This window comes from Namhaeicola litoreus (assembly GCF_042679565.1).
Classification (GTDB): Bacteria; Bacteroidota; Bacteroidia; order Flavobacteriales; family Flavobacteriaceae; genus Namhaeicola; species Namhaeicola litoreus.
The window spans coordinates 429,955-455,150 of sequence record NZ_JBHTMY010000002.1 but is presented as its reverse complement, the minus strand read 5'-3'; the positions used below and the strand labels follow the sequence as shown (position 1 = coordinate 455,150).

Here is a 25,196-nt window from a genome sequence, read left to right as displayed (position 1 = left end):
TATTTTAATTGCTATTGTCAGTTTTTACAATAGGCAATATGAAGGATTATAAAAATAAATAGAATGAACACTAAAAATAAACCACTTTTTTCAGAATTCGGTCCGGTTACTAAAGAGAATTGGATAGAAAAAGTGAAAGTTGATTTAAAAGGAGCAGATTTCGATAAAACTTTGGTTTGGAAGAACTTTAGTAAAATTGAGATTCAACCTTTTTACAACGATGAAGATAAGATAGAATTTTTACAGAATACCGGAGAGAATGCTCAGTCCTTGTTAAACTATCGACATATTGAAGTTACTTCTGAAGCAGCGGGAAATCGTTTAGCGCTAAAAGCGATTGAAGAAGGAATGAATGGATTACTTTTCAGTTTTTCTGACGAAGTATCTCCTGCAAAACTTCTCAAAGGAATTGATTTGAACCAAATTGCAGTTTCATTTGTTTTGAATAAAAATGTAATTGAATTTGCAAAAAATTTCATCGATTTTGTTCAGAAGAGCGGTGTTTCTTTTGCCAATGTTAAAGGTTATTTTAATACTGAGATCATTAGTCATTATGTAACTACGGGTAAAATTGAAGCACAAAGTTTTGACGCATCGGCAGAATTAATCAAGTTAACAAAAGATTTTCCAAACTTCAAAACAGTCACTATTTCAGGTACTGAATATTTAGATTCAGGCGCCAACCAAGTACAAGAAGTGGCGTACACATTAAATTCTTTGGTGTATTTGATTGATGAGCTGGCTGAAAGAGGTATCGAAGTTCAATCTATTTTTGACAACTTAAATTTCAATTTGGCCATTGGCTTAGAATATTTTGTAGAGATAGGAAAATTTAGGGCTTTTAATAATTTACTGAGTGAGATAGCAAATAAATATGGAATAGGAGTATTTAGCCATACAATTTCAGCTAAAACTTCCATCTGGAGTAAATCTGTAACGGATGCACATACCAATATGTTGCGTGCAACCACAGAGGCTATGTCGGCTATTTTGGGCAATGTCGATGGGGTTTTGATAGACCCATATGACAAAGAGTTCAAAGCACCTTCTGATTTTTCTAGCAGAATTGCCGGAAATATTACCACAATACTAAGAGAAGAATCTTACTTTGGAAAAGTAGCAAACCCGGTAGACGGATCATTTTATATCGAAGAAGTAACTGGGAAGATTGCAGAAAAGGCTTTAGAATTATTCAAGTTTATTGAAGAAAATGGAGGCTTTTATGCGGCTTTTGAAAGTGAATTGATTCAACAACAAATTGCAGAAATTCGCTTGCAAAAACTAAAATTGATTAGTCAGAGGAGATTGCCTATGGTAGGAATCAATAAATATCCAAATTTAATGGAGAGCATTTCGGCCAATATTTTGAATGGCAAAACTGAGACTGAAAACACAAAAGTACTTCAACCCAGAAGAGCTTCTTTAGAAATTGAAGCTATCAGAAAAAGAACAGAAGATCTTATTGAAAAAACAGGAATTCGTCCTGTCGTAGAATTGATCAGTTATGGTAATTTAACAATGCGCAAGGCGAGAGCGGGATTTGCCTATGATTTTCTTGGAGTGAGCGGATTTAATGTGTTGCAAGAAAAAAGTTTTGACAATTTCGAGTCAGGTGCTATAGCAGCAGCGAAATCAGATGCTCATGTCGTTGTAATATGTAGTTCAGACCAAGATTACGATGAAACCGCCCTCGAGTTTGTAAAAAATTTCAGAAAATTAAACAAGGAAAAAATTTTGTTATTGGCAGGAGCTCCCACAAATTTGGAGGAGTTAAGCCAGGCTGGATTAAATGGTTGCATAAACTTGAGATCAGATGTCATTGTTACTTTATCTGATATTCAAAAAGAAATACAAAAAATAGTAAAAGCCTAAGGATATGAAATCGCTTTTGCGATTCCATGTGACAATTGAAAAACAATAAACAAGAACACATGAAACCAGATTTTTCAGATATAAAATTGAATTCTGCGACAAAGGGTCAAAAAGTAGTTGCAGAGAATGAGGTTTGGAACACTCCAGAAGGAATTCCGGTCAAAAAACGATTTTCAAAAGAAGATATAAAAGATGCAGAACACCTAAAGTTTGCTGCAGGTTTACCACCTTTTTTAAGAGGACCCTACAGCACAATGTATGTAACGCGTCCATGGACAATTCGTCAATATGCAGGTTTTTCCACTGCAGAAGAATCGAATGCATTTTACAGAAGGAATTTAGCAGCAGGTCAGAAAGGATTATCAGTTGCCTTTGATTTGGCAACGCATAGAGGATATGATTCAGATCACCCAAGAGTTACCGGCGATGTAGGTAAAGCAGGTGTTGCCATTGATTCAATTCTGGATATGGAAATTTTATTCGATCAAATTCCATTGGATAAAATGTCGGTTTCAATGACCATGAATGGCGCTGTTTTACCTATTATGGCTTTTTATATAGCTGCGGCGAGAAAACAGGGTGTAGCTTTAGACCAATTGAGCGGAACCATTCAAAATGATATTTTGAAAGAGTTCATGGTCCGTAATACGTACATTTATCCGCCATTGCCTTCTATGCGCATTATAGGTGATATTTTTGATTACACGACTAAAAATATGCCTAAGTTCAATTCAATTTCTATTAGTGGATACCACATGCAAGAGGCTGGGGCAACAGCAGATATTGAATTGGCTTATACATTGGCCGATGGTTTGGAATACATCAGAACAGGATTAAAGTCAGGATTAAAAATTGATGAATTTGCACCTAGATTGTCATTTTTCTGGGCAGTTGGGATGAATCATTTTATGGAAATTGCTAAAATGCGTGCTGCGCGTATGCTCTGGGCAAAAATCATAAAATCATTCAATCCGCAAAACCCAAAGTCGATGGCTTTGCGCACACACAGCCAGACATCCGGATGGAGTTTAAGTGAGCAAGACCCTTTTAATAATGTGGCTAGAACATGTATAGAAGCTATGGCAGCGGGATTAGGAGGAACGCAATCTTTGCATACCAATGCATTGGATGAAGCAATTGCTTTGCCCACTGATTTTTCTGCGAGAATTGCCAGAAATACGCAAATTTTTATTCAGGATGAAACACAAATGACCAAGGCGGTAGACCCTTGGGCAGGGAGTTTTTACGTAGAATACTTAACCCAGGAAATCGCAAAAAAAGCCTGGAAATTAATTGAAGAAGTTGAAGAATTAGGAGGAATGGCTAAAGCTATTGAAACCGGAGTTCCAAAAATGAGGATCGAAGAAGCTTCTGCCCGAAAGCAAGCCCGTTTAGATTCTGGTCAGGATATTTTGGTTGGAGTGAACAAATTCCAAACGAAAGAAAAATCAGAAATTGAGATTTTGGAGGTCGACAATACAGTAGTGAGAAATTCTCAAATCGAACGATTGAAAAAGTTAAAAGCGAATAGAGATCAAAGTATAGTTGACACCAAATTAGCTGCACTCTCTAAATGTGCAGAAACAGGAAAATGTAATTTGTTGGCATTGGCTGTTGAGGCGGCAGAAAATTTTGCTACTTTAGGAGAAATATCAGATGCTTTAGAAGTTCATTTTGGAAGACATAAAGCAGATACTAAATTGATTAGTGGTGTGTATAGTAAGGAAGTAAGTAACGATGATCTATTTGCCAAAGCGCAAAAAATGACAGATAAGTTTGCGGAAATAGAAGGTAGAAGACCAAGGGTGATGATTGCAAAAATGGGACAGGATGGACATGACAGAGGGGCAAAGGTAGTTGCATCCAGTTTTGCTGATCTCGGTTTTGATGTGGATATGGGCTCATTGTTCCAAACCCCGGAAGAAGTAGCCAAACAGGCGATTGAAAATGATGTTCATTTTATAGGGGCATCGAGTTTGGCCGCAGGACACAAAACACTCATTCCACAATTGATCAATGAGTTGGAAAAATTAGGAAGACCTGATATCATGGTTTTTGCAGGTGGTGTAATTCCTGCTCAAGATTACGATTATTTGCTCGAAAGAAAGGTCGCTGCAATTTTCGGACCAGGTACCGTAATTTCTGAGGCAGCTATTTCTATCATGCAAAAATACCTAGAACAAGAATAATAGTTTTACAGTTTAATACAGAAACCCTGCTTTTTTTTCAAAGCAGGGTTTTTTTATTCCTATAAAGAATTTTTGAATTCTTCGATGATCTTTTGCGATGCCTTCACAGGTGAAATTTTTGAGGATAAAATATCTTTTTCCAGTTTAGAAAGATGTTGTACTATGTGTGGTGATTTGTAGAAAAGACTTTTGAGCTCTTCATTAATATTATTATACATCCACTGAATTTTTTGATAGTTTCTGTTTTTTTCGAAGTAGCCGTTTTCATCTACCACTTTTTTAAACTTTTTTATTTCGTTCCAAACGGTTTCTATTCCAATATTTTTTATGGCAGATGCGGTACTTACAACTGGAGTCCAACCTGATTCAGATTGTGGAAAGATATGCAGTGCATTTTGGTATTGAAGTTTGGCCATTTCACTCATCTTAATATTTTCACCATCTGCCTTATTAATCACGACCATATCAGCCATTTCCATAATTCCTTTTTTAATACCCTGTAATTCATCTCCGGCACCAGCGAGCATCAATAATAAAAAGAAATCGGTCATTCCATGAACCGCCGTTTCAGATTGGCCAACCCCAACGGTTTCAATAAGAATCACATCATAGCCTGCTGCTTCACACAATAGCATGGTTTCACCGGTTTTATTAGCCACTCCGCCGAGTGTATCCCCAGAAGCCGATGGTCTTATGTATGCCTCCTCCCTATTGGCTAATTCTTCCATCCGCGTTTTATCGCCTAAAATGCTCCCTTTAGACCTTTGACTACTTGGGTCTATAGAAAGAATCGCAACTTGATGTCCCTCAGAAATAATATGCTTGCCAAACGCTTCGATAAAGGTACTTTTACCGACGCCAGGAACTCCGGTAATACCAATTCTGATCGATTTTCCTGAAGCAGGTAGGATACCTTGAATAATTTCTTTAGCTAAATTTTTATCGCTTTCTAACTGACTCTCAATAACTGTAATGGCTCTTGAAAGAATAACACGATCTCCTTTTAAAATACCATCAATGTAGGCTTGAGCACTTAAGCGGTTCTTGGGTTTGTAATTTTTCATGAATGGATAATGTAATTCCAGCAAATACTATGTGTTAAGCGAGAAATTCGAAATCGCTAAGATAATTATAATTTAGCTTTTTGATCGTTGTTTTTAGGGTAGAATAGGACAAATTCAAGCGTATTTTATTCACAATATAATAGAAAATATACACTTCTAAACTCAAAAAGGGAGTGCTTATTATTTCGTATTTTTACATTTGATAATTAAACGTATGAAAGTACTTCTCACCGGCGCAACTGGGTATATTGGGCAAAGATTATTACCAGAGTTAATTCAACAAGGTCATGAGGTGATTTGTTGTGTTCGAGACAAGCAGCGCTTTCATGCGGCTAAGAATCTACTCGATAAAATTGAAGTTGTTGAAGTAGATTTTCTCCAAAAGGAAAGCTTAATCAATTTGCCAGAAAAGGCAGATGCGGCTTATTATTTATTGCACTCGATGTCGGCCTCTGAAGATTACGCGTCTTTGGAACAACTCTGTGCGAATAATTTTGTTGAAGTTACTAAAACAATGAGCTTACAGCAGGTTATATACCTCAGTGGGATGGTAAATGAAGAAGTATTATCCAAACATTTGAGTTCTCGAAAAGCGGTTGAACAGATTCTTCAAAAGGGAAATTTCCACCTTACTACCCTGAGGGCAGGTATTATTATCGGCTCGGGTAGTGCCTCATTTGAAATTATCAGAGATCTGGTAGAAAAATTGCCGGTTATGGTTACCCCGAAATGGCTTAATACCAGATGTCAACCCATCGGTATTGTTGATGTGATTAAATTTCTAACCAGTTCATTGTTTTGCGAAGAAACCTATGATAAAAATTTTGACATTGGAGGGCCGGATATCTTAACTTATAAAGAGATGTTGCTCGGATACGCAAAGGTCAGAGGATTAAAGCGAGCTATATTTACGGTGCCGGTAATGACACCAAAATTATCCTCCTATTGGTTGTATTTTGTTACTTCTACCTCATATAAATTGGCCTCAGCTTTGGTAAGTAGTATGAAAGTAGAAGTAGTTTGTAGAAATAATGATTTGGCCAAAATTCTTCATATAGATCCAATTCCATATGAAGAAGCCTTGAAAAGGACCGTACATAAAATTGGTGAGAATAAAATTGCCTCAAGTTGGAAGGACGCATGGGTGAGTGGCTTAATGCACGATAAAATTGGCGATTTTTCTGTTGTGCCGGAACATGGTGTTTTTATAGATCACAGAGAATTTCCCATAAAAAACAGAGAAAAGGTGTTGGAAAATATTTGGAGTATTGGAGGCGAAACAGGTTGGTACTTTGGAGATTGGCTGTGGGAAATAAGAGGAATTATGGACAAAATGGTTGGTGGAGTTGGTTTAAGAAGAGGACGGACACATAAAAACGAACTCTCAACGGGAGATGCCATCGATTTTTGGCGTGTTTTAGAGGCCGATAAGGAGAAAGGGAGACTTTTACTTTTCGCTGAAATGAAATTACCCGGTGAAGCCTGGCTCGAATTCAAAATTCAAGATGATGTTTTACATCAAACAGCCACTTTTAGACCTAAAGGATTATGGGGAAGGTTGTATTGGTACAGCGTTCTTCCATTCCATGAAATCATTTTTAAAACAATGGCGAAAAGAATAGCTGAGCAATAGAAGTATGAAAGAAGTATTTTCAGTTTTTTGGTTCAGAAGAGATTTACGATTAGAAGATAATCACGGACTCTTTAAGGCATTAAATAGTGGGAAAAATGTTATCCCCCTTTTTATTTTCGATTCACATATTTTAAGCGAATTGCCTAAAAATGATGCGAGGGTTAGTTTTCTTTATGAAAAACTACTCACGTTGGATCAAACTTTAAAGAACTTTGGAAGTAGTTTATTGGTTAAAAAAGGAGAGCCATTTGATGTTTGGGAAAGTTTAATCAAAACCTTTCATATTGACGAGGTTTTTACAAATACCGATTATGAACCATATGCTTTAAAACGTGACCATCAAGTAAAAGAACTTCTTTTAGAAAAAGGTATTCAAATGCATTTTTTTAAAGATCAAGTGATCTTTGAAAAAAATGAAGTTCTTAAAGCCGATGGCAAACCATATACTGTTTTTACACCTTATAAAAACAAGTGGTTGTCACATTTTGAGACGTCAGGAATAAAATCTTATAACTCTTCGAGCCTTAAAAATTATGCTCAAATAAATGAACGATTTCCTACTTTAGATGAGATTGGATTTGAGCCATCGAAGATTAAAGTACCGTCATTTCGGCAGGATCAAATCAGTAATTATGCAGGTCAGCGAGATTTTCCATCGATATCGACTACCCGAATTGGTCCGCATCTTAGATTTGGGACTATTAGTATTAGGCAAGTTATTTTAAACCTTCGAAGTGAAGATGCTGTTTATTTTAGTGAATTGATCTGGCGAGAATTTTTTATGCAAATTTTGTATCATTTCCCGAGGGTTGTTACAGAAAATTTCAAGCCACAATACGACGGAATTTCTTGGAGAAATAGGCGAGATGAATTTGAAAAATGGTGTAATGGAGAAACGGGCTATCCAATGGTAGATGCCGGAATGAGAGAACTAAATGCAACAGGATTTATGCATAATAGGGCGCGTATGGTTGTCGCCAGTTTTTTATGTAAACATTTACTGATCGATTGGAAGTGGGGAGAAGCTTATTTTGCCCAGAAATTGTTAGACTATGAACTGGCATCGAACAATGGTAATTGGCAATGGGCAGCAGGTACTGGTTGTGATGCAGCACCATATTTTAGAGTGTTTAACCCTTCGGAACAAGTTAAAAAGTTTGATAAGGATTTAACCTATATCCAGAAGTGGGTGCCAGAGTTGAACACTTTTAAATACCCTCAGCCCATGGTTGAGCATAAAATGGCAAGGATAAGGGCAATTGAAACATACAAAAATGGGCTTGAAAGAAACTAGAACAATAAGTATTTTGGGATGCGGTTGGTTGGGGGAACCTTTAGCAAAAGAATTATTGAAACAAGGTTTTGAGATAAAGGGCTCTACAACTTCAAAAGAAAAACTCAAAAGATTTAGCGAAGTGGGAATTAAGCCCTATCTCATAAAAATGGATGATGAGATTTCTGATTTGTCAAACTTTTTAGTCTGTGAAATCCTAATTATTGCCATAACTTCTAAAAATATTCAAGGTTTTACGTATTTAAAAGAACAGATCGATCATTCCAATATTTCTAAGGTTTTATTCATAAGTTCGACTTCAGTTTATCCGTTGCCTAATGATTGGGTTACTGAAAGTACTCCCGTTTTGGATACGCCTTTGGCTAAAATTGAAAGATTATTAAATTCAAGTAATCAATTCAATACAACCATTCTTCGATTGGCAGGCTTAATTTCTGAAGATCGACATCCTGGGAATTTTTTTAGAAACGGTAAGGTGATAAGAGACCCTGAAAATTTCGTCAATATGATCCACAGAGAAGATTGTATTGCCATTATAAAACAATTGATCTTTCATGATTTGTGGGGCAATGTTTATAATGCATGTGCTGATGCTCACCCGAGCAAACGCGAATATTACGGTAAGTTGATAAATGAGTACAGAAACGAGCTGCCGGTTTTTGAGGAAGGAAATTCTTTCGAATGGAAAAAGGTAAGTAATGCAAAAATAAAATCAGTACACAATTACCAATTTATTCATCCCCATATTTTTTATGAATGAGTTTTGAGATTACCACAACTGGTGTACATGTCTTTTGATATTTTCATCGTAAATCTGATTCATTGTTTTTCTTTCTTCTAAAGATAAGGATGGTTTAGCTGATGCAAGCATATTTGAACTTAATTGATCAACTCTTGAAACGCCTGGAATAATGCATCCCACCTGAGGATAATCTAAGATCCATCGCAAAGCGATAGGGGCTAAATTTTGATCAGGAAAAATTCTCTTTAATTTGTCTACTGCCTCCAAACCGATATCATAAGGTACGCCAGAAAAAGTTTCACCTTTGTCAAATCCGGCCCCTTCTCGATTGAAGAATCGATGATCCTCCTTTTCAAATGTCGATTTTTCATCAAACTTCCCGGTAAGTAATCCACTTGCCAAAGGAACTCGCACAATGATACCAATATCTTTTTTCATGGCTTCATGAAAAAATAATTCCGAAGGTCTTTGTCTAAATAGGTTAAAAATGATCTGAACGGTTGTTACATTGTCATATTCGATTCCCTTGAGAGCCTCTTCAATTTTTTCTACACTTATACCCAGGTTTTTGATCTTACCTTCTTCTTTTAATCGACTAAAAAGTTCAAATATTTCGGGGCGGTAATACACCTCGGTAGGCGGACAATGCAACTGAATTAAGTCAAGGCATTCTAAACCTGTATTTCTCAGGCTGTCTTCAACAAATTTTCGAAGTACTTTGGGTTGGTAGTTTGTGTTTATATGAGGGTTGATTTGTCTACCACATTTTGTGGCAACAAATATTTTTTTCTTATGTCTTCGCACTACTTTACCTACTGCAGCTTCGCTTAATCCAGATTCATAGACATCAGCCGTGTCTATAAAATTTACACCACTTTCAATGGCTTGTTCTAAAATCGTCTCGGCATTTTTCTGATTAAAACCAGAACCCCATTTTCCGCCTACTTGCCAAGTGCCTAGCGAAATTTCAGAGACATTAAAATTTGTTTTTCCAAGTCTTCTATAATTCATTTTTAAACAGTTAAGCAGGAATTTCATGACTCAAGCAGTGTAGCGTACCTAATCCCCATACCAAATGAATTGCGTTGATACCAATCACTTCTCTTTTTGGAAAAAGTTCATTCAGTATTCCCAAAGCTTGATAATCATTTTTATCATTGAAAGTAGGTGCTAAAACAAATCCATTCCCAATTAAAAAATTGACATAACTTGCAGGTAATCTCATTTGATCAAAATATATAGGCGAGGGCATTGGCATTTTAACAACTTCAATATTTTTGCCATTTTCCAGTGTTGAACCAGCGAGAATTTCTAAATTTTCTGCCAGTTTTTTATGGTTTTTGTCTTTGGTGTTTTTCTCTTCACAAGCTATTACAGTCGTTGGGTTTACAAATCGGCAAATATCATCAACATGGCCATGGGTATCGTCGCCAACAATCCCTTCATTTAGCCAAATGGTGTTTGTGATACCGAAATATTCCTGAAAAACTGCCTCATAATCCTTTTGTTCAAATCCTTGGTTTCTTATTTGTATCGTGGGATGTAGCAAACATTCTTTTGTTGTCAGCATGGTTCCTTTTCCATTTACATCGATTGCCCCACCTTCCAGCACCACATGTTTTTCTTTATAAGTAGCTTTTTGAACAGGAATTTTTAGTGTTTCAGCAACTTTTTGGGGAATCTTTTGATCTAACCTATGATTTGGATATTTTGCCCACCCGGTAAAAGAAAACTGTAAAGCAATTCTTTTACCATCAATTGTTTTTACAGTAACAGGACCTGAATCGCGCATCCATGAACGATTCGTTTTTAGCGGAATAAATTCTATATTTTCGAGATCGGCATGAGCCAGATTGAGCATTGCTTTTACCTTTTTGCCATGCTCTTCAGATTTTACAATCAGTAAGATCTTTTCGTAATAGGAAACCTTTCTGATGAACTCTGTAAATTCCCATTGAATCGCTCCAAATTTCCCAGGCCAATCATTTCCTAGAAACGGGAATGAAAGTAATACAGCTTCTTGTTTTTCGAATTCGGCAGGTAATCTAAAGAGGCTCATCAATCGATATATCTTTTGGTTATTTCTCCATAAGCGTCTATGCGTCTATCTCGTAAAAAAGGCCAATTCTGGCGAACATCCTCCATCAGTTCTCGATCAATTTCAGCCATTAAAATCTCTTCTTTATCTGTAGAAGCCTGAGCGATAATTTCTCCCTGTGGTCCCGCAATAAAGGAAGAACCCCAAAATTCAAGTCCGTCCAATTCTTTTATAGGTTGCTCAAATCCGACGCGGTTTACAGCAGCGACAAAAATACCATTTGCGACAGCGTGACCTCTTTGAACCGTTTGCCATGCATCAAATTGCTTCTTTCCATGTTCTGCCTTTTCTGATGGATGCCAACCGATGGCCGTAGGGTAAAAGAGAACTTCAGCTCCCTGTAAAGCGGTCAGTCTGGCGCCCTCTGGATACCATTGGTCCCAACAGATGAGTGTTCCAATTTTACCATATTTTGTCTGAAAAGCTTTAAAACCAATATCTCCTGGAGTAAAATAGAATTTTTCGTAAAACAAGGGGTCATCCGGAATATGCATTTTTCTGTACAGACCTGCTTCCGAGCCATCTGAATCTATGATATAAGCAGTGTTGTGATATAGTCCCATAGCTCTTTTTTCAAAAAAAGGTACAATAATCACTACTTGTAATTCTTTTGCTAAAGCAGAAAAAGCTTTGTAAGATGTGGTGTATAATTCTTCCGCAAAAGAAAAGTAGGCTGTATCTTCTTTTTGGCAAAAGTAAAAAGAGCTGTAAAGTTCAGGTAAGCAAATAACCTGAGCTCCTTTGGAAGCCGCTTTTCTCACCCAATCTAAAGATTTTTCAAGGTTCTTTTCTGGTGTGCCGTTAAGTCCTATTTGAACAAGTGCAATGGTAAACTTCTTTTTCATTTTATCAGTTTAGATGATGTAAAGATAATGCACTTATTTTATTTTTTATAAATGGGTTTTTAAAGACAACTATTTTGGTAAAAGAGTTATTGAACAATATAAACTTCCTCGTCTGTTTCACTCAATCTAAAAAAACCAAGGGCAAAATTATCAAAGTTCGACTGGTTTATAATATTTCCTCTCACTGTTGAAGATGGAGTTTGAAATGGGCCCCCACCGCTGTCGCCTCCTTGACTAAGAAGTATGTTCATATAATTAAAATAGGTTTCAGAAATTCCACCTAATACAAAATCCAGCTTATCACCTGCTTCAATATCTTCACTAAAATAAAGAGAGAACATTTCGTTGTTTTCAAAAAACTCATCACTAGAAACGCTGTATTCAGGAAAAACAACATAAGGAGATTGAACAGAACTCAGATAAAAATTTGATACATCTTTAAAATCATCAAAAAAGAATTTTACTTCAATATCTTCACCCGAAAAACCTCCGTCGTTTACTTGTTCCACTCGAGTGATTTCTGGAACTGGTAAAAGTGTTTCTTCTGCTGTAAAAGATTCGCCGTTATATTCTATAAAGAGCGTATATGTTTCAAAAAGTTCTGGCACAAAATTGTTACAAATATATTCTCCCGTCGAGCCGTTTTCTTGAAAATCGAATACTTCATTTTTTGAATTTTCAATAGAAACAGTTGCCCCGGTGACCGGTGGTATATCGGTTGCATAGTAATCAGTAGTTGTTGATAATCTAATCACCTGATTTGAACCTGAGGTCCCCCTGAGCCATTCAATAGAGGCCTCAACAACGAGTTTTGGTGGTGCTGTATTTAAATCGACGTCAATTACATCTTCACAGCTGATCAAAAACAGACTTATAGCTAAGATTTTTATATAAGATAGAGGTTTCATAACTAAAATTTAAAATTATAAGTAACACTTGGGACTATTCCAAAAATCGATAAACGAAGTGCTTCATTGGCTCCTGTTTCTTGATTTTGTCTAAATGTAATCGAAGCTGCATTTCTCCTATTATAAACATTGTAAATTCCAAAGACCCATTCAGCTTGCCAATTTCTTTGAAGATTTTTTTTGGGTGTCAGAGTTGCAGAAATATCCAGGTGGTGATAAATGGGTAAATTATCTGCATTTCGCGCACCAAAACTGGGAACCGAAATTCCTTGGTATTGGTATTGACCATTTGGATAGGTGACAGGTTGACCAGATTGTAAAGCAAAGTTTGCACTAAAATTCCATTTTTGGTTCAATCTATAATTACCTACCATGGATAAATCATGTAACTTATCATAACCTGTTCGGTACCAATCACCATTGTTAATACCTGTTTCTTCGGGAGTTCTTCCTTCTACTCTTTGTTCTGATCTCGAAAGGGTGTAAGATAGCCAACCGTTCAGTTTTCCTATGTTTTTTCGAAATAATACTTCTAAACCATATGCGCGCGCTTCTCCATTTAAAACCACTTCTTCTATCGCATTATTGGCAATTAAGTTGGCACCATCTATATAATCCAAGCGGTTTTGAATTTCTTTATAAAATGTTTCCACTTCTAAACTGAAAACATCATTTTTAAAATTTTGAAAATAACCCAAGGCAAACTGGTCTAAAATTTCTGGTTTTAAGAAATCATCAGCAGGAGCCCATACATCTAATGGGGTAGGTGATTGGGTATTAGAAATTAGATGTAAATATTGACTCATTCTGTTATAACTCGCTTTCACAGATTGATTATCATTTATAGCATATGAAACTGCGAGACGAGGCTCAAAATTATTGAAGTTTGCAATCACCTCATTCTTATCATAAAATTCCTGACCGATTGGAGTTGCTTTTTCATAGATCTGGAATTCTGGATTAAAAAGTACCGCATGGTCATTTTCGTACACATTTATATTCTGTTCACCTAGACGATAGAACATGCTAAAACGCAGTCCGTAAGAAACTGAAAGTTTGGAAGATATTTGTTGCTCCGCATCTATATAAAAAGCAGGTTCAAACGCATATTTCTTGTCTAACTGATCAGGATTTATACCAGAATTGGGACTATTTGGTTCTATTTTACCGGGATTGAAATCGTAATAAATGGAATTTAAACCATAGGTAAGTTTCATTTTATCGTTTAAATAGTGCTTAAAATCATATTTAAAGTTGTAATTTTTGATGCCACTATCCCAGTTAAATCCGACAAAATCAAGCGTAAGTCCGTAATAGTAATCCGAATAAATAAAAGACATATTCGAGAATAATTTATCAGTGAAAAGGTGATTCCACCTCAAATTGACCACGGCATTGCCGTAGGTATTTTGAAAGCTTTGGTTGATATCAAAAACATCCCTTCCAAAATATCCTGATATAAATACGCTATTGTTGTCATTTAGTCTATAACTTAATTTGGTATTGAGATCATAAAAGTAGGCCGAGTTTGGATTGTCTGTAAGTTTCAGAAAAAGATGCGCATATGAAGCCCTTCCGGCGACTAAGAATGATCCTCTATCTTTTACGATTGGCCCCTCGGCCAGTAAGCGACTAGAAATAATTCCTATACCGCCATTCATATGAAATCCGTTGCTATTACCTTCTTTTTGGTAAATGTCTAATACAGAAGATAATCTTCCTCCATATCGGGCAGGTATTCCTCCTTTGTATAATTTGAGATCTTTTATCGCATCTGGGTTAAAAACTGAGAAAAAGCCAAATAAATGCGACGAATTAAAAATGGTCGCTTCATCTAAAAGTATCAGGTTCTGGTCTGCACCACCACCACGAACATTAAATCCAGATTGACCTTCTCCGGCATTTGTAACACCTGGAAGTGTAATGATACTTTTAAGGATATCAGCTTCTCCTAAAATCACGGGCATTTCTTTAATTTCTTTGATCGAAAGTTTATTGACACTCATTTCGGGTCTTCGAATCTCTGCTTTTACCGTTTGATCTGTAAGTACAATTTCATCGAGTTGCTGACTAGATTCATTAAGAGCAAAATTCTTTCTAATATTTTCATTGAGCAATATAGTTTCAGATATGGGGTCGAACCCTATGTAGCTAATTTCTATGGTATACTCACCTTCGGGTATGGATATGGAATAGAAGCCGTATTCATTCGTTGTTGTACCAGTACCTAATTCCGGAATAATAATGGTTACTCCAATTAAGGTTTCATTATTGAGCGCATCAGTAATTGTTCCACTCAAAGTCATTTTATCCTGCGCGAATAAAGTCGTTAGGGAAATGATAAAGAAACTTATAAACAACTTTAGTTTATGATCCATTTTGATGTTTTATTTTTCTAATTAATATGCAATTAAGACTAAAAATTACACGTCGTACTGTTTGAATTTTTTAAATAGCAATAAGTTGAGCAGAAGTAAAGAAAAAGCATAGGCTATATCTTCTACAGGGATTGTTAATATTCTAATTCCAAGGTTTTCGTCGTTATTGTACCAAACCACCTCTTCATTTATGCCGGTACCTGTTAGTACGCCGTTCACAATAAAAAATGGAATCAACATGACTAAAAAAGTGATGTAATAAGAGGACAGTAATTTTAGATTAGTGATATAGACTATAGATAAAATGATGATGCCGAAAATCATATCTACGGCAGTATAGGCTTTATCATAATGCAGGATTAGCATCACCATGAAAAAAAATAGTAATCCAAATGTGATTAATTTTGTTGTTTTTTCATTTAGGGAAATATTTCTGTTGAACGCCAAAATAGATTCATGCGTAAAAACACAGGCATATGGGATGCAAATAAAGAAAAGCCATTCTTCTACCGGAAGTCCTAAAATGTAGATTTGAGATAAATAATCAGGGTTAAAGCCCCAATATTGTTGCTTGGTGAAATAAATGTCCCAAATGATGAATGGAATCATACTCACAGCTATCGCCGAAAACAAACTTTTCCAATAATGGTGTAGCTTGATTCTGGGATGAAAGGTGACCAGAAAAGGAACCGAAATCGACAGAAGATTGATCCAAAAATAAAGCGACATTAGGCCTTGAATTCAGATTCGTAATATTTAAATGGTACCCATAGCATTCCAAAACATTCGCCATCATATTTTCCTGTATGTTTATGATGCATTTTATGCGCTCGTCTAATGGCGCGTAAATAGGGGTTTTTTGTATTCCTCCATATTTTGATTCGTTGATGAATAAAAAGATCATGGATAATAAAATAGACTACACCATAAATACAAATTCCAATTCCTACGCCTAAAAAAACTGATGAGTCGTAAAATTTCCAGATCAGAAACGAACCAATGGAAAGAATAGAGAAAAATATAAAAAACGTGTCATTGCGTTCAAAGAAAGAGTCGTGGTTTGTTCTTATGTGATGATCTTCATGTAGATTCCAAAAAAATCCATGCATGACGTATTTATGCAAACCCCAAGCTACTCCCTCCATCAAGAAAAAAGTGATTAAAATGGTAATTAAAAGTGTCATAAGTTGTTGGTTTAAATTAAATGCTTGCGTGCAATACAAAGATACTTATTCATTAAATAAAGAGTCATTAAATAGAGAGATTTCTAAAACTTAATATTATTGAGTCTTGAGTTCAAATCACTTTTTGTGTTTCCTGCTTTTAAATTATCAACCATTTCCTTTTTAAAACTATTGGGTAGAGGATCTGTTTTGATATGCTCCTCGAAAAAGCTCAAATCTTCTTCAATAAAATCGTTGTAGTTTAAAAAGGAAGGTGCATTTAATTGAATGAGCAATCTTAAGTATGTACTTTCTACGGTTTTAATGTTCGAAAGACTTTCATTTAATTTTGCTTTGCCTTTGTTGAAATATTTTAATTTACTTATCGGAGATGATACGTAAGAAGCCATTTTTGCATTACTTGCACCAACATAGGCTAGTATTTGGTTGTATTCAGCACCTTCTGTTAATGTTAGGTTTAAGATGTTTTTTAATGACTGTTCTGTATTCTTATGAAATTCATTTCTTACAAATGCTAAATTCTGTTGTGCATGAACATTTAATAGTCCTAAAAAGACAAAAAATAAAAACTTTTTAATCATCAAATAAGATCTAATTTATAATTAACATAAGAAGAAAGCAAAAGTTTAATTTTGGTAGGATTGTTAATTCTAATTCTTTTGGTTTTTATTTCTTCCGCATTTGTTTTCTGTAATTTATGCAGCAATTTCTGGTAATAAATAAAGGCTGTATAAACGCCAAATTTCGCTTCGATAGGTAATTTTTTTATACCTTGATAGGCAATTCTAAAATCTTCTTCTATTTCTTCGATGATCTGTTTTTTCGTCTCTATGTTTAATCCTGAACCTTGTAAATGCGGAAAATAAATTCTGTTTAATTCATCAGAATCTTGCTTTAAATCGCGCAAAAAGTTCACTTTTTGAAATGCACTGCCCAATCGCATTGCTTCATCTTTTAAATCATTATACGTAGCCTGATCACCATTAACAAAAACTTTTAAACACATCAACCCAACCACATCTGCAGATCCATAGATGTATTCATTATAATCTTGCATAGAATTGTAATTTTTTTGATGTAAATCCAAGCGCATACTGTGCAAAAAGGCATCGACCATTTCCCGGTCAATGTTGTATTGATGATAGACTTCTTGGAAAGAATGAAGAATTGGATTTAAGCTTATTTTACGCTCAATGGCATTATTAAGGTCCCTTTCGAATTCGTTGAGCAATAATTCCTGATCCGTTTCATGAAAAGTGTCCACAATTTCATCGGCAAATCTAACGAAACCATAGATGGCATGGATCGGTTTTTGAATTTTAGGCGAGAGCATTTTAACTGCCAAGCTAAAAGAGGTGCTGTAATTTGAAGTTACAGACTGGCTGCATAAATAAGCGACATCGCTAAATAACTGGTTCATGATGTAAAGTGTTTTGTTTGACGACAATTTCTGAGACTAATTTTCCTGAAATTAAGGAAGGGGGTACGCCCGGTCCTGGTACAGTAAGTTGACCGGTAAAATATAAGTTCTTCACTTTTTTACTTTTCAATTTTGGACGTAAAAAAGCGGTTTGAAAAAGGGTGTTAGCCATGCCATAAGCATTGCCTTTAAATGAGTTGTAATCATCTTTAAAATCTTGTACACAATAAGATTTTTTAAAGAGAATTTTATTAGATAAGGTTTGGTTGGTTAATTTCTCTAATCTTGTTAAAATGATTTGAAAATATTTTTCTCTTAGTTCTTCTGTATCTTCTAAATCGGGGGCAAGGGGAATTAAAAATATAGCGGCTTCTTTTCCAACTGGTGCAACGGTTTCATCGGTCATACTCGGAAAACTAGCGTAGAAAAGGGGTTCTTTAGGCCAAGCAGGATTATCATATATCTCTTTAGCATGTTTTTCAAAAGAAGTGTCAAAAAATAAGGTATGGTGTAGGACGTTGTCTAACTTTTTGTCAAAACCAACATAAAACAACAGTGAGGAAGGAGCCATAATTTTTTTGTTCCAAAACGAATCACTGTAAGCTCTAAACTCTTCGGGTAATAAACTTTCAGAATGTTTGTAATCGGCACCTGAAATTAATCTTTCTACCGGAATTATTTCTTTATTTACATATATACTAGATACTGCTCCCGATTCATCCACATTGATGGCTGAAATATTCGCATCTGTTTTAAAAGTAACACCGAGTTCAATGGCCAAGTCTACCATTCCTTTAACTACAGAAGCCATTCCGCCTTTTGCGTACCATGTTCCCAAAAACAAATCAGCATAATTCATAAAACTGTAGAAAAGAGGAGTATTACTGGGTTTAGCACCTAAAAAGAGAACAGGAAACTCAAGAATTTGCTGTAATCTAGTGTCTTTGAAATGTTTTTTTACATAATCACTAATGGTGAGGTAAAATTGTTTAAGTTCTGTAATAGTTTCTTTCGATACCAGCTCTAAGGGGCTAAGGCCGGGTTTATATACTAGGTTTTTGATGGCAACATCATAATTCTTCCCAGCTTTATCAATAAATTTTTCTAATTCACGTCCTGCTCCCGGTTCTATTGCTTCAAATGTTGAGATGATATGTTTAATGTTGGCTGCAACATCTATAAAATCGTTTTGACCAAAATAAACACGATAACCGGGTGAAAGCCTTTCTAGTTCGTAATAATCTGATGGTTTTTTATTAAAATCTCCAAAAAAACGTTCAAAAACATCTGGCATCCAGTACCAAGTTGGACCCATATCAAAGGTAAATCCTTCATGGGTAAAATGTCTGGCTCTCCCACCCAGATCTTTATTTTTCTCATAGACAGTCACTTCATACCCAGCTTTTGCCATGTAGCATGCTGCTGCGATAGAGGAGAATCCGGATCCGACAATAGCGATAGTTCGTTTCATATGTTTAACAAAAGTAGTAAAAAGTTAAACAAAAACAAATTTTGAACGAAAAAAATAAGCTTCTGCTTTGGATAGGGTTAAGTTAATAAAAAATATTGGAAAGAAATACGTAAAATTTTACTCTATCACTTCTAAGAAATGTTTTAAGGTCTTGTGCTTAATCATACTGGTATTTAGCGCTTTATCACTAATAAACTCGCTATTTTTTCCCAGTATATGTAATTTTTCATTTCTCGGTTCTAAAATGAATTCGTTTAGATGGGCTAAATAATTCTGAATTTTATCTTCTGTAGGTTCTACCGTAAAATAGCTTACAAATGTAATATCGTCATAAACGCTTTGCAAATCTAACAAGTTTTCTATGGGTGTACTCATACCCAGGTAAATAGAATTGTAACCTTTGAGTAATAATTCAAAATGGATATACATCAACCCTAATTCATGAATTTCATTGAGCGGCAGAAAAAGAACCCATGTCGCTTTTTGCTGAGAAGGCATATGTTGTACCCTTTCAATATTTGTAAGAAGTTTCTGCTTAATTAAATTTGAAATAAAGTGTTCGTGTGCAGGCGAAATCGTCTTTGTGACCCAAAGCATCCCAATTTCATTGAGAAAAGGAATAAAGTAATTTACAAAAATCTCTCTAAAATCATGTTTTTCAAGCAGCTGATTGTACACTTGTTCGAAAAGTACCCTATCAAAATTTAGCATCGCTAATTTTAAAGTGTCCAGGGCGTAAGTACTCGAGTGTTTTTTGAGTTGTAATTCTCGGGTAATACTATATAAATCGCTTTCTTTGATTTCTGAGATCTTGGAAATTTTATAACCGTTTTCGAGTAAAAGTACCACATTGAGCAATTTTTGAAGCGTTTTTTGATCGTAAGTGCGGATGTTTGTATCTGTTCGATTAGGTTCGAATAAATTGTATCGGCGTTCCCAAATTCTAATGGTGTGTGCCTTGATCCCACTTAGGTGCTCTAGATCTTTGATCGAATAGGTTGTCTTTATACTCATTTTGATTAATGATGTGCAGGACAAAATTAAACAAAATGAGCAAAGTTGCAAGTTTTATACCGTTTATTCTAAACTTCTTTCATTGTAGCAAGACTGTGGTTTAGAAAATCTATAAAATGATTGGGATTTTTTATGGCGACAAAATTTTCTGAAGCCATTGTACATGGAAAACTCTTTGGATTTCCACCATATAGTAAAGTCATATTTTTTTCGACCAGCATTTCACAAAAGGAATCATCTCTTTTTTTAGGTCTGGGAATAATGAACATGGTCATCAGCAACCTGGGGTTTAAATAGTCTACTAGGGTAGCTATGTCTTCAGAAGGAACATTTTGTCCCAAATAATAAACTTTCCAACCTAAATCTTTGGCAATAAAAGCACCGAGCAATAGCGCAATTTCATGATTTTCATCTTCCAAAAGAAATAGAACAATTTTTGGTGCATCAGGCGCCGGTTGAGGTAAGCTCTCAAAAGCGGATATAAGTTTCTGCCTTATTAAATTGGATGTAAAATGTTCTTGAGCGGGTAAAACTTTGTTTGTTCCCCAGAGTACGCCTACCTGCTCTAAAAATGGATAAATAATATGGAGAATGGTATTTACCAAGCCTTGTTTTAAAATTTGCCTGTTAAAGATGTTGTTAAATTCGGCCTCATCTAGTTTTAGCATACTCATTACAAGTGCCTTGATGATTTCGTCATGACTCGTATCATCAGAAGTTAGAATTCCAGAAACTGTTTGATTGATTTCGTCATCATCCATTCTGGCAATGGTTGAAATTCTATGCTTGTTTTGAATAAGTATACTCACGTTAATAAGTTTCCTAAGCTGGTCATCACTAAAGAATCGAATATTCGTATCTGTTCTTTCGGGTACTAAAAAGTCATATCGCTTTTCCCAAATCCTTAAAGTATGTGCTTTAATACCTGTTAATCTCTCTGCTTCTGCTATAGAATATGTCATAAATTATTTTTTTACGAGTGTAAAATGCTTAAAATCAAATGCTTAAAAATTATTTTACTTTTTTTGTTTAAAAAAACATTTAAAAAGTTGAACAAATATAGAAAAAGTTTTTATATTTGTCGAACAATAATTAAAAAAAGTTAAACATGAAAACAATTTCAAACCACTTAAAATTATCCGGGAGATTATTTCTCTCTGTCCTTATGGTTGGACTATTATTATTCACAACTAGTTGTGATGACGACGATGACAAACCATCGAAAAACATTGTAGAGGTAGCCCAAGGCAATGCAGAATTAAGTACACTTGTAAGTGCTGTTCAGGCAGCCGGACTTACTAGCTATTTATCAGGTACAGGACCGTTCACCGTATTTGCACCAACAAATGCAGCTTTCGCTAAAATAGATCCAGCGACACTGAACAATATATTAGGTAACCCAACCTTATTAACGGCCTTGTTACAATACCACGTTGTAAATGGAAAAGTGTATTCTAAAGATTTGACAGACGGAGAAGTAAATACGGCTCTAGCTGGACAAACCGTTTTGGTGGATGTGAATGGTAATTCTGTTACGCTGAACGGATCTTCTATGGTAACCGATGCTGATATTAAAGCTTCAAATGGTGTGATCCATATTATTGATGAAGTTTTGATTCCAGACGATTTTGCAGCACAAACCATTGTACAAATTGCGGCATCAAATCCAAACTTTTCAACTTTAGTTCAGATCTTGAGTTTACCAGAAATGTCTGATCTATTAGCAGCTGCTAACGATCCTACAGCAGATTTAACCGTTTTTGCACCAACTAATGCTGCTTTTGATGCAACACTTGCTGCCTTAGGAAAAAACAGCATCAATGATATTCCAACCGGAATCTTAAAAGAAATTGTAACATACCATATTTTAGGAGGAGCTGTTTTCTCAAATGAATTAAGTAATGGAGATGTACCAACATTATTACCTGGAGAATCTGTAACTGTAGATGTGAGTGGAAGCGGTGTTAAAATTGACAACGCAAATGTAATTGCTGCCGATGTAGCTGCCATCAATGGTGTTATCCATGGTGTAGATGGTGTATTATTACCTTCCTATGTAACAACCGCCGTAGGAAATATTGGAGAAGTAGTTTTATTCAATAAAGATTTCACGGTTTTAGCTGCTGCCCTTAGAAAAGCAGAATTGTTAGATGCAGTTTCTACCACAGATAATATCACTGTATTTGCTCCAGATAATGCAGCATTTGTCAAAGCAGGAATTACTTCATTAGATGGATTGACTAAAGATGATTTAACACCAGTATTATTATATCACGTATTAGGTGCTAAAGTTTTATCATCTCAATTACCAGCAAGTGGTATTGCAAAAATGTTAAATGAGGAAAACATCTATTTAGGTTACTTAACTAATTCAGTTTTAGTGAATGGATTGAGTACCATTACAGCGGTTGATATTGAAAAAGATAACGGAGTGATTCATGTTATCGACAGAACGTTGGTACCACCAGCAGGAGATATTGTAGATATTGCAGCAGCATTAGCAGATAACGGCGATGCATCTCAATTTACAGTTTTGGTTAGCTTGTTGTCAAATCCAGCCTACGAAGATATTACAGCGGCTATAAAAGCAGCAAACAACATCACCGTATTCGCTCCAACTGATGCGGCTTTTGCAGAAATAGCTTCGGTAATTCCAACTTTAACTGAAGATCAGATCTCAGCGGTACTAACTTACCACGCTACGAATGGTAGAGTGTTTAGTTCTCAACTTGTAAATAACCAAGTTATTCCAATGTTGAGTGGACAAAATACAATTGTAAGAATTACAGGTGGTGCAGTTGCTCTGCAAGATCTTTCAGGTGGAAGAAATGCTAATGTTGTAGAAGTAAATGTTCACGGTAGTAATGGTGTGATCCATGTGATAGACAAAGTTTTATTACCCCTAGCTTTATAATACCCTTTTTTTCATAAGTAGTTAACATAGATTTTAGGACGAAAAATCGGCGGCTCCCCAACCGCCGGTTTTTTTAAATCAAAAAAAAATGAACCTTAAATTAACTTACAAACCTATTTCTTTGAGCATCATGAAAGCAAACAAGTCTTATTTGTCACGTGAGGAAAAGTTAAAAGCGAAGATCAAAAGCCTAATAGAACAATGGTTTGATCTAGCTCAAACTAACAAAAAGGAAAGTGACCAAAAATTTGAAGAAGCAAAAAACTTGCTTCAAGAGTTAAAACTTTTAAGAAACTCCTAATGGCCTTTTATCAATTTTTTCAAGAGCAACGCTTTAATCGTACGGTAGAAGAATTATGGGATTTTATCTCGTCTCCTGCCAATTTGAAAGAAATTACGCCGGATTATATGGGTTTTGAAATAACCACCCCGAATTTGCCTGAAAAAATGTACGCGGGTATGATTATTGGTTATAAGGTTAGCCCAATGATGGGGATTAAAATGGATTGGCTTACTGAAATTACTCAAGTAAAAGAGCAAGAATTTTTTATAGATGAACAAAGGGTAGGACCATATGCCATGTGGCATCATCAACATCATCTTATCCCCATAGAAAAAGGGGTTTATATGAAAGATATTATCACCTATCAACCACCATTTGGTTTTTTAGGGGCCATCTCAAAAAACTTAATGATCGAAAAAAAGCTAAATGAGATTTTCAACTACAGAAGAGTTGTCTTAGAAAAGAGATTTGGTACCTATCAAAATACTTAACCAGGTTCGGCCCCAACAAAATACTGCAATAGAATAATCTCTCTTTTTATTCTTCCTAAAATCATAGAATGATTCACTTCTAAAAGAACATTTTTTTTAAAACTTCGTTACAAAAGTTACTTAGACATGTCCTTTGCGGGACTTTTTTTATTTAAAAGCATTCTAAACAATACTTAATCATCAGATAATCAAATATATATATATTTTTGTATTATGATATTTGTCATGTTATTAGTGTTAATGTCTTCTTAAATTTATTCATTATTTATAAGAATATGTTAATCTCAAATATTATGAAAACACTTAAATCAATTAGTTCACTGGTTTTATTAGCGATCAGTATTATGTTTATGTCGTGTACCACCGACCCAATTCCTGGACCTCCTGGGGCAGACGGTCTTGATGGAGTAGATGGAGTAGATGGTATGGATGGTATCAATGGTACCACGGAATGTGCTACTTGTCATACCATTGCACACAAAGAAGAAATAGAGGGAAAATTTGCCATGTCGGGTCACGGTAGTATGGATGGTGCATGGGCCAGAGGAAGAAGCGCAAGTTGTGCTCAATGTCACGGTTCATTAGGATATGTTGATTACATCAACAATGGAGCAGTCAGCGAGGCGGAAGGGGCTTATGCAAACACAGGTGTAATGAACTGTAAAACTTGTCACGACACACACACCACTTTTGATTTTGAAAATGAAGGCTATGATTACGCTTTAAGAAATTTTGATCCGGTTAAATTAGTGATCGACGAAGCAACCATCATTGATTTTGGTGGAACAAGTAACAACTGTATCACTTGTCACCAACCAAGAAACTCTTATCCAGTTCCTGGAGGAACAGGAGAGGTAACCATTACAAGTCAAAGATATGGTCCACACCACGGACCACAAGCAACCATGTTACAAGGTATAATGGCGGCAAACCTTACCGGTTCAACACAATATCCAGCACCGGGGTCGGCAACTCATAGAACAGGTTCTTCTTGCGTCAATTGTCATATGAACGAAGGTACTACTGAAGATAATGGATCACATACATTTAATGTTTCATTAAATGCTTGTACAACTTGTCATGAAAATATGACTGAAATTCCTGATGAAATCAATGGATTTACTGCAGATTTCAAAGCTTTAGAAGACTTGTTATTGGCAAAAGGATATATAGGTGAAGATGGATATGTAAAAGGTCCGAATGGAGAAAATGCAAGTAGCTCTAATCCATTAGTTGTATCTGCACAAGATGCATCTGCTATCTGGAATTACAAAACTGTATACGAAGATCAGAGTCATGGTATCCACAATCCTGCATACACAAGAGCTTTATTGAAAAACTCTATAGAGGCTTTACAAAACTAATATTTGGGAAAAGAAAAAGTTCAGAAGTTTAC

Annotated in this window: 22 protein-coding genes; 9 read left to right on the top strand and 13 right to left on the bottom strand. The window is 35.5% G+C overall.

The window, feature by feature from the left end; genetic code table 11:
• Positions 1 to 63 precede the first annotated feature (63 nt).
• Together ACFQ39_RS03895 and scpA are read left to right on the top strand one after the other, a co-directional pair.
• Complete coding sequence (locus tag ACFQ39_RS03895; protein WP_377176652.1) at positions 64 to 1,872, top strand: methylmalonyl-CoA mutase family protein; 1,809 nt, start codon at positions 64 to 66, stop codon at positions 1,870 to 1,872.
• A gap of 59 nt (positions 1,873 to 1,931) precedes the next feature.
• Complete coding sequence (scpA, locus tag ACFQ39_RS03890; RefSeq protein ID WP_377176650.1) at positions 1,932 to 4,061, top strand: methylmalonyl-CoA mutase; 2,130 nt, start codon at positions 1,932 to 1,934, stop codon at positions 4,059 to 4,061.
• Positions 4,062 to 4,120: 59 nt separating this feature from the next.
• On the opposite strand, the gene meaB is transcribed toward scpA, so the two are convergent.
• Positions 4,121 to 5,125 (bottom strand): methylmalonyl Co-A mutase-associated GTPase MeaB, encoded by a 1,005-nt coding sequence (gene meaB, locus ACFQ39_RS03885; protein WP_377176648.1) that lies wholly within the window; start codon positions 5,123 to 5,125, stop codon positions 4,121 to 4,123.
• Between the two features lie 214 nt (positions 5,126 to 5,339).
• Between meaB and ACFQ39_RS03880 the strand changes: the two genes are divergently transcribed.
• Genes ACFQ39_RS03880 through ACFQ39_RS03870 form a run of 3 tightly spaced genes read left to right on the top strand, consistent with a single transcriptional unit; the run spans position 5,340 to position 8,812 of the window.
• Positions 5,340 to 6,758 carry an SDR family oxidoreductase gene (locus ACFQ39_RS03880; RefSeq protein WP_377176646.1) on the top strand — a complete coding sequence of 473 codons (1,419 nt, stop codon included), beginning with the start codon at positions 5,340 to 5,342 and terminating at the stop codon, positions 6,756 to 6,758.
• A gap of 4 nt (positions 6,759 to 6,762) precedes the next feature.
• Positions 6,763 to 8,052 carry a cryptochrome/photolyase family protein gene (locus tag ACFQ39_RS03875; RefSeq protein ID WP_377176644.1) on the top strand — a complete coding sequence of 430 codons (1,290 nt, stop codon included), beginning with the start codon at positions 6,763 to 6,765 and terminating at the stop codon, positions 8,050 to 8,052.
• Positions 8,033 to 8,812, top strand: coding sequence for an NAD(P)-binding domain-containing protein (locus ACFQ39_RS03870; protein WP_377176642.1), 780 nt, complete (start codon positions 8,033 to 8,035; stop codon positions 8,810 to 8,812). The genes ACFQ39_RS03875 and ACFQ39_RS03870 overlap by 20 nt, the downstream gene beginning before the upstream one ends.
• Before the next feature lie 9 nt (positions 8,813 to 8,821).
• On the opposite strand, the gene ACFQ39_RS03865 is transcribed toward ACFQ39_RS03870, so the two are convergent.
• From ACFQ39_RS03865 to ACFQ39_RS03810, 12 genes are all read right to left on the bottom strand, one after another.
• Positions 8,822 to 9,805: an aldo/keto reductase gene (locus tag ACFQ39_RS03865; protein WP_377176640.1), complete on the bottom strand. Its 984-nt coding sequence runs from the start codon at positions 9,803 to 9,805 to the stop codon at positions 8,822 to 8,824.
• A 10-nt stretch (positions 9,806 to 9,815) separates the two neighbouring features.
• A complete protein-coding gene (locus ACFQ39_RS03860; protein WP_377176638.1) occupies positions 9,816 to 10,853 on the bottom strand; it encodes an agmatine deiminase family protein in 1,038 nt (345 codons plus the stop codon).
• A complete protein-coding gene (locus ACFQ39_RS03855) occupies positions 10,853 to 11,737 on the bottom strand; it encodes a carbon-nitrogen hydrolase (protein ID WP_377176636.1) in 885 nt (294 codons plus the stop codon). The genes ACFQ39_RS03860 and ACFQ39_RS03855 overlap by 1 nt, the downstream gene beginning before the upstream one ends.
• An 86-nt stretch (positions 11,738 to 11,823) precedes the next feature.
• Positions 11,824 to 12,645, bottom strand: coding sequence for a DUF4249 family protein (locus ACFQ39_RS03850; protein WP_377176634.1), 822 nt, complete (start codon positions 12,643 to 12,645; stop codon positions 11,824 to 11,826).
• Between the two features lie 2 nt (positions 12,646 to 12,647).
• Positions 12,648 to 15,023, bottom strand: a complete 2,376-nt coding sequence (locus ACFQ39_RS03845; protein WP_377176632.1) for a TonB-dependent receptor — start codon at positions 15,021 to 15,023, stop codon at positions 12,648 to 12,650.
• Positions 15,024 to 15,068: 45 nt separating this feature from the next.
• Positions 15,069 to 15,752 carry a lycopene cyclase domain-containing protein gene (locus ACFQ39_RS03840; protein WP_377176630.1) on the bottom strand — a complete coding sequence of 228 codons (684 nt, stop codon included), beginning with the start codon at positions 15,750 to 15,752 and terminating at the stop codon, positions 15,069 to 15,071.
• Positions 15,752 to 16,207, bottom strand: a complete 456-nt coding sequence (locus ACFQ39_RS03835; RefSeq protein WP_377176628.1) for a sterol desaturase family protein — start codon at positions 16,205 to 16,207, stop codon at positions 15,752 to 15,754. Before ACFQ39_RS03835 ends, ACFQ39_RS03840 begins: the two co-directional genes overlap by 1 nt.
• 83 nt (positions 16,208 to 16,290) lie before the next feature.
• A complete protein-coding gene (locus ACFQ39_RS03830; protein ID WP_377176626.1) occupies positions 16,291 to 16,788 on the bottom strand; it encodes a hypothetical protein in 498 nt (165 codons plus the stop codon).
• The gene (locus tag ACFQ39_RS03825) at positions 16,788 to 17,627 is read right to left on the bottom strand and encodes a phytoene/squalene synthase family protein (protein ID WP_377176625.1); all 840 of its coding nucleotides are present in this window, start codon (positions 17,625 to 17,627) and stop codon (positions 16,788 to 16,790) included. The genes ACFQ39_RS03830 and ACFQ39_RS03825 overlap by 1 nt, the downstream gene beginning before the upstream one ends.
• Complete coding sequence (locus ACFQ39_RS03820; protein WP_377176623.1) at positions 17,611 to 19,098, bottom strand: phytoene desaturase family protein; 1,488 nt, start codon at positions 19,096 to 19,098, stop codon at positions 17,611 to 17,613. The genes ACFQ39_RS03825 and ACFQ39_RS03820 overlap by 17 nt, the downstream gene beginning before the upstream one ends.
• A gap of 117 nt (positions 19,099 to 19,215) precedes the next feature.
• A complete protein-coding gene (locus ACFQ39_RS03815; protein WP_377176621.1) occupies positions 19,216 to 20,112 on the bottom strand; it encodes a MerR family transcriptional regulator in 897 nt (298 codons plus the stop codon).
• 68 nt (positions 20,113 to 20,180) lie between these two features.
• The gene (locus tag ACFQ39_RS03810; RefSeq protein WP_377176618.1) at positions 20,181 to 21,074 is read right to left on the bottom strand and encodes a MerR family transcriptional regulator; all 894 of its coding nucleotides are present in this window, start codon (positions 21,072 to 21,074) and stop codon (positions 20,181 to 20,183) included.
• A gap of 146 nt (positions 21,075 to 21,220) precedes the next feature.
• Here ACFQ39_RS03810 and ACFQ39_RS03805 point away from each other — a divergent pair, with 146 nt between their 5' ends.
• The 4 genes from ACFQ39_RS03805 (at position 21,221) to ACFQ39_RS03790 (ending at position 25,164) form a co-directional block, all read left to right on the top strand.
• The gene (locus ACFQ39_RS03805; protein WP_377176616.1) at positions 21,221 to 23,026 is read left to right on the top strand and encodes a fasciclin domain-containing protein; all 1,806 of its coding nucleotides are present in this window, start codon (positions 21,221 to 21,223) and stop codon (positions 23,024 to 23,026) included.
• Positions 23,027 to 23,114: 88 nt separating this feature from the next.
• Complete coding sequence (locus tag ACFQ39_RS03800; protein WP_377176614.1) at positions 23,115 to 23,327, top strand: Lacal_2735 family protein; 213 nt, start codon at positions 23,115 to 23,117, stop codon at positions 23,325 to 23,327.
• Positions 23,327 to 23,800: an SRPBCC family protein gene (locus tag ACFQ39_RS03795; protein WP_377176612.1), complete on the top strand. Its 474-nt coding sequence runs from the start codon at positions 23,327 to 23,329 to the stop codon at positions 23,798 to 23,800. Before ACFQ39_RS03800 ends, ACFQ39_RS03795 begins: the two co-directional genes overlap by 1 nt.
• A gap of 293 nt (positions 23,801 to 24,093) precedes the next feature.
• Entirely contained in the window at positions 24,094 to 25,164 is a 1,071-nt protein-coding gene (locus ACFQ39_RS03790; protein WP_377176610.1) for a multiheme c-type cytochrome, read from the top strand.
• Positions 25,165 to 25,196 lie beyond the last annotated feature (32 nt).

Bases quoted from the DNA above. Each gene is read 5' to 3' on its own strand.
- ACFQ39_RS03895 (WP_377176652.1), top strand. From the start codon at position 64: ATGAACACTAAAAATAAACCACTTTTTTCAGAATTCGGTCCGGTTACT.
- scpA (WP_377176650.1), top strand. From the start codon at position 1,932: ATGAAACCAGATTTTTCAGATATAAAATTGAATTCTGCGACAAAGGGT.
- meaB (WP_377176648.1), bottom strand. From the start codon at position 5,125: ATGAAAAATTACAAACCCAAGAACCGCTTAAGTGCTCAAGCCTACATT.
- ACFQ39_RS03880 (WP_377176646.1), top strand. From the start codon at position 5,340: ATGAAAGTACTTCTCACCGGCGCAACTGGGTATATTGGGCAAAGATTA.
- ACFQ39_RS03875 (WP_377176644.1), top strand. From the start codon at position 6,763: ATGAAAGAAGTATTTTCAGTTTTTTGGTTCAGAAGAGATTTACGATTA.
- ACFQ39_RS03870 (WP_377176642.1), top strand. From the start codon at position 8,033: ATGGGCTTGAAAGAAACTAGAACAATAAGTATTTTGGGATGCGGTTGG.
- ACFQ39_RS03865 (WP_377176640.1), bottom strand. From the start codon at position 9,805: ATGAATTATAGAAGACTTGGAAAAACAAATTTTAATGTCTCTGAAATT.
- ACFQ39_RS03860 (WP_377176638.1), bottom strand. From the start codon at position 10,853: ATGAGCCTCTTTAGATTACCTGCCGAATTCGAAAAACAAGAAGCTGTA.
- ACFQ39_RS03855 (WP_377176636.1), bottom strand. From the start codon at position 11,737: ATGAAAAAGAAGTTTACCATTGCACTTGTTCAAATAGGACTTAACGGC.
- ACFQ39_RS03850 (WP_377176634.1), bottom strand. From the start codon at position 12,645: ATGAAACCTCTATCTTATATAAAAATCTTAGCTATAAGTCTGTTTTTG.
- ACFQ39_RS03845 (WP_377176632.1), bottom strand. From the start codon at position 15,023: ATGGATCATAAACTAAAGTTGTTTATAAGTTTCTTTATCATTTCCCTA.
- ACFQ39_RS03840 (WP_377176630.1), bottom strand. From the start codon at position 15,752: ATGTCGCTTTATTTTTGGATCAATCTTCTGTCGATTTCGGTTCCTTTT.
- ACFQ39_RS03835 (WP_377176628.1), bottom strand. From the start codon at position 16,207: ATGACACTTTTAATTACCATTTTAATCACTTTTTTCTTGATGGAGGGA.
- ACFQ39_RS03830 (WP_377176626.1), bottom strand. From the start codon at position 16,788: ATGATTAAAAAGTTTTTATTTTTTGTCTTTTTAGGACTATTAAATGTT.
- ACFQ39_RS03825 (WP_377176625.1), bottom strand. From the start codon at position 17,627: ATGAACCAGTTATTTAGCGATGTCGCTTATTTATGCAGCCAGTCTGTA.
- ACFQ39_RS03820 (WP_377176623.1), bottom strand. From the start codon at position 19,098: ATGAAACGAACTATCGCTATTGTCGGATCCGGATTCTCCTCTATCGCA.
- ACFQ39_RS03815 (WP_377176621.1), bottom strand. From the start codon at position 20,112: ATGAGTATAAAGACAACCTATTCGATCAAAGATCTAGAGCACCTAAGT.
- ACFQ39_RS03810 (WP_377176618.1), bottom strand. From the start codon at position 21,074: ATGACATATTCTATAGCAGAAGCAGAGAGATTAACAGGTATTAAAGCA.
- ACFQ39_RS03805 (WP_377176616.1), top strand. From the start codon at position 21,221: ATGAAAACAATTTCAAACCACTTAAAATTATCCGGGAGATTATTTCTC.
- ACFQ39_RS03800 (WP_377176614.1), top strand. From the start codon at position 23,115: ATGAACCTTAAATTAACTTACAAACCTATTTCTTTGAGCATCATGAAA.
- ACFQ39_RS03795 (WP_377176612.1), top strand. From the start codon at position 23,327: ATGGCCTTTTATCAATTTTTTCAAGAGCAACGCTTTAATCGTACGGTA.
- ACFQ39_RS03790 (WP_377176610.1), top strand. From the start codon at position 24,094: ATGAAAACACTTAAATCAATTAGTTCACTGGTTTTATTAGCGATCAGT.